7 protein-coding genes are annotated in these 8560 nt (G+C 70.8%); 1 reads left to right on the top strand and 6 read right to left on the bottom strand.

Translation table 11 applies throughout. The features are described from left to right. The 6 genes from BM242_RS25285 to BM242_RS25260 all read right to left on the bottom strand — a co-directional run. Nucleotides 1-3297, bottom strand: a 3297-nt coding sequence (locus BM242_RS25285; RefSeq protein WP_175541571.1) for an HD domain-containing protein, incomplete at its 3' end; no start/stop codon positions are given. Between the two features lie 22 nt (nucleotides 3298-3319). Further along, the gene (locus BM242_RS29675) at nucleotides 3320-3640 is read right to left on the bottom strand and encodes a Pepco domain-containing protein (RefSeq protein ID WP_093841249.1); all 321 of its coding nucleotides are present in this window, start codon (nucleotides 3638-3640) and stop codon (nucleotides 3320-3322) included. 165 nt (nucleotides 3641-3805) lie between these two features. Next, nucleotides 3806-4474, bottom strand: coding sequence for a hypothetical protein (locus BM242_RS25275; RefSeq protein ID WP_245834510.1), 669 nt, complete (start codon nucleotides 4472-4474; stop codon nucleotides 3806-3808). After that, on the bottom strand, nucleotides 4471-5346 hold the full coding sequence (locus BM242_RS25270; RefSeq protein ID WP_093841248.1) for an endonuclease/exonuclease/phosphatase family protein: 876 nt from the start codon (nucleotides 5344-5346) through the stop codon (nucleotides 4471-4473). Before BM242_RS25270 ends, BM242_RS25275 begins: the two co-directional genes overlap by 4 nt. A 171-nt stretch (nucleotides 5347-5517) precedes the next feature. Beyond that, on the bottom strand, nucleotides 5518-5979 hold the full coding sequence (locus BM242_RS25265; RefSeq protein ID WP_093841247.1) for a roadblock/LC7 domain-containing protein: 462 nt from the start codon (nucleotides 5977-5979) through the stop codon (nucleotides 5518-5520). Between the two features lie 70 nt (nucleotides 5980-6049). Beyond that, nucleotides 6050-6253 (bottom strand): hypothetical protein, encoded by a 204-nt coding sequence (locus BM242_RS25260; RefSeq protein ID WP_093841246.1) that lies wholly within the window; start codon nucleotides 6251-6253, stop codon nucleotides 6050-6052. Between the two features lie 919 nt (nucleotides 6254-7172). Here BM242_RS25260 and BM242_RS25255 point away from each other — a divergent pair. Then, nucleotides 7173-8558, top strand: coding sequence for a helix-turn-helix transcriptional regulator (locus BM242_RS25255; protein WP_245834509.1), 1386 nt, complete (start codon nucleotides 7173-7175; stop codon nucleotides 8556-8558). The last annotated feature ends 2 nt before the right edge of the window (nucleotides 8559-8560 follow it).

Genomic DNA, 8560 nt, shown 5'->3' with positions numbered 1-8560 from the left:
GGCGGGGGTGTAGCCCGTCTGCTTCGCCACCCGGTAGACATGGCCCACAGGCACGGCTTCCCCTCGTGGAAGCCAGTCACCAGTCGTGCGCTGACGCCCCGGACGGGAAACCGGGTACCTGGAGACGCTGAGTAGCACCGCATCAGTGGGACGTGCCAGCGGCACTTCCTCGGGGGCGACGGCGAGGACTCCGGGGAAAGCGCCGGCCTTTACCCACGCCAGGTGCCGCCATTCCTGCAGACCGGGCGGAAGCGAACTGAGGTGCTCCAGGTCGCCGGTGGCGTACTCCGGGGCGTCCTCGGTGAAACAGCCGACAGCGGTCACGTCCAAGTTCCGCTTGCCGACCACCCAGGGGGTACGGCGCTCGGCGACTGCACGGAGCAGCACCTCGTCGGCCAGCCGGGGGTCGTGCGCCACGAGCTGTGAGACCCAGGCATGGTCGAGGACGGGGGCGTCGGGACGCAGCAGCGCCGGGATTTCCCGGTGCAGCAGGTCGTCCACATAAGCCCGGTCGTGGTTCAGGGCTTTCCTGCGGTCCACGCTCAGCCGGGGTGTGTGCGGGCCGTCGAGGTTCACCACCGCGCCGAACCGCGGGATTCCGGCCCACAGGCCGTCGGCCAGGATGCCGCCGCCGCGGCTGCACCACCACAGCTGCGGCCGGGAGCCGGCTGCGACCCGGATACCGGGCCCGCGCCGTGCGTGGTCGGCAGCCGGGTCCGCCGCGTCCAGCGGTGCCGACTCCGACAGCACGCCTGGTTCCCACTTCTGGCTCCCCGTCGGGTCGGTCGCGTTGACGGAGTAGTCCGAGATCCACAGCAGGCGCCGCAGCAGACCCACACAGGACGGCGCCCGGTCCGCGGAGCGGAGGAACAGGCGGACCGCGGTCCCCGCTTCCTCCCCCCGGCCCAGCCGCTGGATCTTGAACAGCGCGCCCGGACCGGCGATGTCCACCCGGAGTTCCTCACCGGGGCGGCCTTCGCGGTCCAGGCGGCAGGTCGTCACCCTGATATCGTCCGCGATCATGAAGTAGCTCAGGACGCCGATGCCGAACTGGCTGTTCGGATAGAGGCTGATGCCTTCTTCCCGCCAGGCGGCCTGTTCTTCGAGGAACTCCGGGAGATCGGCGAAGCGCATGCCCGCACGGGAGAAGACCTCGCGCAGTTCGTGCTCACCCATGCCGATACCGTTGTCCCGGCACTCGATGTAGGGGCGGCCGTTCTCCTGCCCCTGGGTGAAGGTAATGGAGCCCGCCCATGGCCGCCCGTACGCGGACCGGCGGCGCAGGAACGCGGTGCGCGCGTCGCGGTAGCGGCAGGCGTCCAGGGCGTTCTGGTACAGCTCTCGGATCGCCAGCGCCGGGTCGCCGTACAGTTGCTCGCCCATCAGCAGTTCCTGGACGCGGTCGTCGGCGAGGCGGAACCGAAGATCCGTCGACTCGTACTCCGGCTTCCCGGCGGCGGTGAGCGCCGCGCGTACCCCCTCGGCGCTGGCATGTACTGGCAGATCCTGGAGCGGCTCCCACTGCGGCTCGCCGCTGCCTTGGGCGTCCAGCGTGCCCAGCAGGGCGTCCAGCGCGGCCGTCTGCTGCCGCAACGCAAGCTCCACGGCGGGATGCGTGCAGGTGGCATGGAGGACCCGGGTGCGCCCGCGAGGTTCCCAACGGGCGCCCTCCAGGGTGCGGTGCAGGCCGGGCAAATCGACCGAGTACCAGATACCCAGATGGTCCACCACCACCTCGGGCAGCAGCGTCGGGTCGATGGCCAGACGGTGTGCCACCGTCAGCAAACCAGCGAGCAGCCGGTCCCGTACCTGCTGTTCCAGTACCGAGGCCCCAGCCAGGTGGCGGGGCGGACCCGTCGGGATCCGGCCTGGGGCGGACCTGAGAGAGCGGAGCAGCCCGGTCAGTGTGTCAGGGGCCAGTGCCTCGGCGACGAGCCGCTGCTCCGGCGACTGGACCGGGCATTCCGGGGGAGTGGCCAGGCGGGTCAGTTCCCGCAGGGCAGGCTCCCGGTTGTCAAGAGGCTGCCGGGAGAACCAGCGGTGGTACAACCACCAGGCGATGCCCTGGGTACCGTCCCCGGTGATGCGCTCCCAGCGGCGCACCAGACGCGGATGGCTGCCGAAAAACTGCTCGTAGCGGGCCCGTTCGGCGGTGGGCTCTGCAGTCGGCCGCAGGTTCTCCGGATCGGCGCCGAGAGCGAGGGAACGGGCTGCTCGTCGGCCGCCGTGAGCGACGTAGAGGAAGGGCAGAACGACCAGCAGGGCGGCCTCCGCCGAGGACAGTTTCAGTTTCTCCGGGTTGAGGACGCGGGTGAGCAGCCAGCTCACCCGGTCGGTCGTCCGTTCGGCGAAACCGGCGGGATGCCACGGATCGGCTGACAACAGCTGCGCGTCCGCCTCCCACTGCTCGGCCAGTCGGGTGGTGAAGGCCACTGCTGCGTCCCGGAGTGGTTCCTTGCCCGGGCCGTCCGCGGCCAGCTGCCAGGCTGGGTGTTCGCGGGCCAGTGCTGCCCACGGGTGCTCGTCTGCGGACCAGGCGCTGACCGAGCGCTCCGGGCGCGGGAAGAGCACCCACTCGTCCGGTTCCGGTTTGGACTCGGTGCGGATTCTGATCTGTTGCCGGGGGCAGCCGTGCTTGGCGGTCAGCTCGTCCAGCGAGTCCTGGAGGGCTCTGCCGAGTTCGCTGAGCGTGCGCGGACCGTCCTCGGCGGCGACCAGGGTGGACAGCGCCCTGGAGAAGAGGCTGAACGATCCGGTCGGGGTAATCACGTACCGGGCATACTCCCCGGGCGAGCAGGCGTAGACGTGGCAGTAGTGGCGGTTGCCGACCCGGAGGACCTGCATGGTGGACCAGGCCCTGGCATTGCCGACGCCGGACATCTCCTGCAGCGTGACGCCCTCCCGGCAGGCATCGACGAAGACGATGACATTGCCGGCCCGGCTGTGAGTGACGTACTCGGAGAAGTCCAGGGACAGGCAGCGGTTGCGGAAGTTGCGCGACCTGGTCCGGGCGCCGCCCGGCACCAGGCAGTCGGTGCCGTTGTGGTGGATGCCGTGACCAGAGAGGTAGATCAGGATCGTCTGCCCCTCGGTGGCTTCCTGGAGGATGCGCTCCACGGCCTGGTCAAGGCTGTCCATGTCGGTCTTCTCGACATCGTGGACATCCACTTCGTAACCCGTGGTGCGGAGCGCGGCCTCCAGTTCCTGGAGATCGGTCCCGACGCAGGGCAGATTCGAAAGGGCATCGTCCTCGTAGACGGGGACGCCGATCAGCAGGGCTTTGAATGGTGTCGGCACAAGGCGGCTCCCGGGCAGTGGATCAGGAGCCGAAGGTCAGCGTGATCGCACCCTTGGCCGAGACCTGGGCCGATGTGCCGACGATGGCGATGCTGCCGCCTGCGGTGATCTCGAAGGACACCTGGGCCTCGCGAAGCGGCATGCCCCCGGAGGGCACCTGCAGTTCGCCGATCACCTGCTGAAGGGCATCCACCGTGCGCTGAAGATTCCGGTGCAGTACCGCGACCGGGATCTCGCGCACCGAGGTCTCCTCGCCACGGCTTCGGAAGAGCCCTTTGGAGCCGCCGGGGACATCCTCGGCGTCGTCGATCGAGACGATGACGGACAGGCTGTCCGGTGCCACCTCGGTGCTCCTGTTCCCCCCGGCCGTGGCGCGGCCCTCATCCTGAACCACTCGTCCCCCTGGAACCCTCGAGTCCGCTGAGTTGAAGGTCTCCCATCGTAGTGACGGCGTGGACGGCTATGGGGCAGCTCTTCGCATTTCGGCCGGGCTCGGCAGGCGAGGTGGTCACCGGCCCGCTTCGGGCGGGCTGCTCAGGTTTACCGCCGTCACGCCGCAGAGTTGGCGTACGAGCTGGGAGGCGATGAGCCAGCGCAGTCGGTGCCGGTCGCGGTAGGACACCGGGGTGTCGTCTCCCTCATCTGCTGCCAGGCCGCCGCCGGGAGTGGCTCGGTAGGAGGTGCCGATCACACCGTAGAGACGGGGCAGCCGGGCCCGGACCACGATGAACCCGGCGGACGCCAGGTGGGGGCAGCGTTGGGCCGCGAGGCGGGCGTGTTCGGCGCATACCGGAGGCTGGGCGGTCAGCATCCCTTCCAGGCCGTCAGGAGAGCGCCGTCCGTTCGGGCCGGCGGACTCCAGGAACAGCCAGCCGGCCCCGGTGCGGCTGGCGGGGCGCATGCAGACCTGGCAGCGCAGCCAGGTCATGGCCTCGCGCTGCCGGGAGGGGTGGACCTCGGCGAAGCGGGGGGCGCCGGTCAGGCGGTCGCCGTCGCGGGACTGGGAGACCCTGCCCCACAGCACGCCCTGCGCGTCGCGGTCGCCGGGCTCCTCGGCCAGGTAGCGCAGGCCCCGTCCGCCCGGCAGGAGGCCGAGGTTGGCGGCGTAGTCGGGTTCTTCGCCGTGGCGGGCGGTGATGTAGGGGATGACGGCGGGCGGTGCCGCCGTGGTGGTCATGCCGCCGCCCCGATCTCGGCGGTGAGCACGATGGGCCGGTGGTCGGAGGCGGAATCGGCGAGCTCGGATGCGTGGGTGGCGTACACCTTCGGCCGTACCTCCCCGGTGACCAGGGCGTGGTCGATGCGCGAGGGCTGTGCCGAATCGGTCGGGTAATGGCCCACGGTCGGCTTGCGGGCCTGGCGCACGACGGTCTGGGGGTCGATCCAGCCGGAGTTGAGCAGCACCCGGAGCGCGCGCCGGTCGGCCGGCCCCCAGCTCCCGTCAGCGTGAATCTGCCGGTAGCGGCTCCAGGTGTTGCGCGGGATGAGGTTCCAGTCCGGTTCGGGGTCCTGCTCGGCCAGGACGTTCAGGTCGCCCATGAGGAGGGCATTGCGGGGTTGGCCGGGGAACGGGCCGGCGTTGTCGGTCATCCACCGCGCTTCGCGGAGGCGGGTGTCGCCGTCGGTCCAGGCCAGGTGGGTGGCCAGCACGGCGAACTCGACGCCGTCGATGGCCAGGTGGGCGCGGGCGAGCCCGTGGTGGAAGGCGCCGTTTCCGACCGGGGCCTGGTAGCGCAGCACGTTGACCCGCTCGGGCCGGTAGAGGATTGCCAGGTGGTTGGGGCTGGTGCCGACGTCGGAGGAGACGCGGGAGGTCACCGGAGTGAGCCAGGCCATGCGCAGGGCCTCGGCCAGCTCCTGAAGGCGCCACCAGCCGCCGGCGTCCCAGTGCGTCATCTCGGTGAGCGTGACGATGTCCGGCTCGCCGTAGGTCTGGGTGATCTCGTCGGCAAGGACGCTGATCTGCTGCTTGCGGCGGGTCTCGTCCCCGCCGTCGATGCCGCCGACGTAGAGGTTCCACGACGCCGCTCGCACCACGGTTGTGCTCATACAGCTCTCATTCCTTGTGCGCTGGTGATCGGCCGCTCCGCAGGGGTGCGGGCGGAAGTGCGGTGGTGGTGCCGTCTCCCCCGGGCCGGGGGTTCACCGGCCCGGGGGAGACGGGGCGGCCCGCGTCACGGGATGCGCAGGCCGGGAAGGGCACGTCTCCGCCGGACGGGGCTACCGGTGGGGACGGCCGGTGGCCTGCATGTTCTCCGACGCGGTTGTCCACTCCGTCCCTCTGCTCACCGGGGCCGGCAGGTGACTGCCGACCCGGGCCTCGAGCCGGGCTCCCACCTCGTCGCTGAGCGCGGCGAGCTGTTCCCCGATGTTTCCGGCGGCGCATTCGCGGTACGCGAAGGCCACCAGGAAGGTGTTCGCGCTGGAGCGGGTGAGGACGACACATCCGTTCTCGCCCAGCAGGAGGCTGGTGGTGAGGCGGCCGGCCTCGCTGCGGGCGATCAGTTGCCGGGCGACGGCGCCCTGGGCGGCACCGAGGGCGGACAGGTCCCGTGCGTCGTCCGCTCCGATCCCCGCGCAGGCCAGGGCCATGCCATCGGCCGTGAGGGCCAGGACGCCCCATACGCCGGCCAGTTGGCCGACCCTGTCGTGCAGCAGCGCGCTGAGGGCGGCGTCATCCATGGCGTTCCTGATTCTGTTGGGGGTGAGGCGGGGTGGCGACTGCCGCCGTTCATCGAAGTCCCGGCTTTGCTCAGTGAGTTGACAGGTGCGTGTGGGAGCAGGGAAAACAGGCGCGGACGCGTATCGGGTACGGGCGGCCGTAGATCCGTGCGTCGGTGATCTCACCGGCCGTTTCGCCGGGGCCGCTCAGCGGCTGGTGGCAGTACCGGCACGCCCGCCCGTGGAGTACGGCGGACGGCACCTGCTCCTCGTCCGGCACCGGCTGGTCCGCCATGGGGGCATCACCCTGTTCTCCTTGCCGCCGCTCGCGGGCGGTAGGGCCGGCACCGGTGTGTCGGCACGGGTGTCCCACCGGCGGTGCGCGTTGTCTCCACCCGGTACAGCAGGGTCCTGACGCAGCCGGTCAGCAACCGGAGACGGCCGAGCGCGGTCGCGCGTGAGGAGCAGGGGGCTCTGCTGACGGCGACAGCAAGGTCGATGAGCTCGGCCCAGCAGTGGCGGGAGACGCCAGTTGTCGCCGAGTCGCGGTACCGGCGGGCCTGGGGAAGCAACAGGGCCAGGTGGCCTTGCAGCGCCCTGGTCTGCACGCCGACCTCACGTGAGGACGGAGCGAGTGCTCGGAGCAGCCGCTCCGACGCGGCCACGGCGAGGCGGACCTGCTCCGGGTGGTGCGGCGCTCGCCGCCCGGCGGGAGCCGCATCCGCCCGTTCAGGAGCCGGTGCCCCGGTACCGGGCGGTACGACGGCAGTGGGGACGCGGTCTGCGGGAAGTGGGCTGGTGGACATCGGAGTTCGGCCCTTCCTCGACGCAATGCGAAGCAAGCAGCCCAGAGTGCTGCCGACGGTGTGCCGACGGCTTCCCTCGGCCCGAATGCGGGGAGTTCCAGGTGTCCACCACTGTCCCCATATGGCGATGCACCGTCACGAGCGGCCGTGTCCAAGTTCCGTGGACCACGCCGACGCTACTGACCTGGGACGATGGGATCTATTGGACAGATGATGGGACAGCATGTGCTCCGCTTGCGTGGAAGTCACCCTGCCTGTGGGTAGATCCCTCGTTACCGTGGCCGGGCAATCAACCCGCAGGGAGCACCAATGGCGCACCGCCCAAAGCCCGGGTCCAAGGCGGATCGCGAGGCACTTCGCCACGAAATGACAACGCGCGGCAGCGTGACTGCGGATATCGCCGTCGAAATGCGCGTCCGTTTCGGCATGCGCCCTCGCGAGGCGTTCCGGCACGCACACGGCTGGACTCTGCAACAGACCGCCGACCGGCTGAACGACCTCTCGGCGCAGCGGCCCGGTGCGGCTGTGGCGGCGGATGCCTCACTGGTCGGCAAATGGGAGCGGTGGCCCGCTCCGGCCGGCCGGAGACCCACCCTGAACATCCTGCTGCTCCTGGCCGAGGTGTTCGGCTGCCGGATGGACGAGCTGCTGGACCTGGAGGACCGGCGTGCCATGCCGGAGAGCGACCTGCGGGTGCTGGCACACCAGGCAGCGGCTGCCGAACCACCCCGGGAAGCGGGCAGCCAGCCTTCCCCCGCCAGCGGCGCTGCGGCAGCCGAGCCGACCGGTCCGGAGATGGTGCGCACCGCTGCGGCCGAGGCAGCGGACTGGGCGCGGTGGGCCGAGGCGTCCAACGTCGGCGATCTCGCCCTGGAGCAACTGGTGGCCGACACACGGGCCCTGTCCGCCGACTATCTCGTCGGCGAGCCGCTGCCCCTCTTCGCACAGGCCCGCCGCCTGCGCGACCAGGTCTGGGCCCTGTTGGAAGGACGGCAGTACCCACGACAGACCCGGGACCTGTACAGCGTGGCCGGCTATCTCTGCGGAATTCTGGCCTGGATCAGCTCGGACCTGGGGCAACTGCGGGAGGCCGACACACAGGGCCGCACCGCATGGCTGTGCGCGGAACTCGCCGATCACCGCGACCTGCGGGCATGGGTGCTGTCCACCCGCTCCAAGGTGGCGTTCTGGGACGGCCGGATGCGGGACGCGATCGGCTTCGCCCGACGCGGCGCGGACTACCGTCCGGACGGTTCGGCCGGTGTGCTGCTGGCCTGTCAGGAGGCCGACGCGTGGTCCCAGCTCGGCGCGGCAGAGGAAGCGCGGGCGGCGCTGCACAGGTCGCTCGATGTGCGGGAGTCCGTGACCACCCCGGATGAGATCGGCGGACTGCTGTCCTGCGGTGACTACCGCCGTGCCAACTACACCGCGGCCGTACAGCTCCGTGTCGGCGAGCCGGGCTCGGCGCTGCGGACCACGCAGGCCGCGCTGGGCGAATCCGGCGCCCAGCCCTACGGCACGGTGGCTCAGATGCGCATCGCGCAGGCTGCCGCTCACCTGGCCCTGAACGGTCCCGAGGCCGCCGCCGAAGCGCTCCTTCCCGTTCTTGCCCTGCCGCCCGAGCAGCGGCTGGACCCGGTGACCCGTCGGCTGCGCGAGCTCGCCGCCGCAGTGGCTCGCTCTCCCGCGGCGGGCAGCCGGCCGGCAGCGCGCTTGCAAGAGGCCATCGAGGAATTCGCTCTGGACTCCGCACCGCGCCGTCTCGCCCTCACCTCGGGCAACGATGTCTCCTGAAG

Origin of the sequence: Streptomyces aidingensis (assembly GCF_900112355.1) — a bacterium.
Classification (GTDB): domain Bacteria; phylum Actinomycetota; class Actinomycetes; order Streptomycetales; family Streptomycetaceae; genus Streptomyces; species Streptomyces aidingensis.
This window is presented reverse-complemented; position numbering and strand designations above follow the sequence as displayed.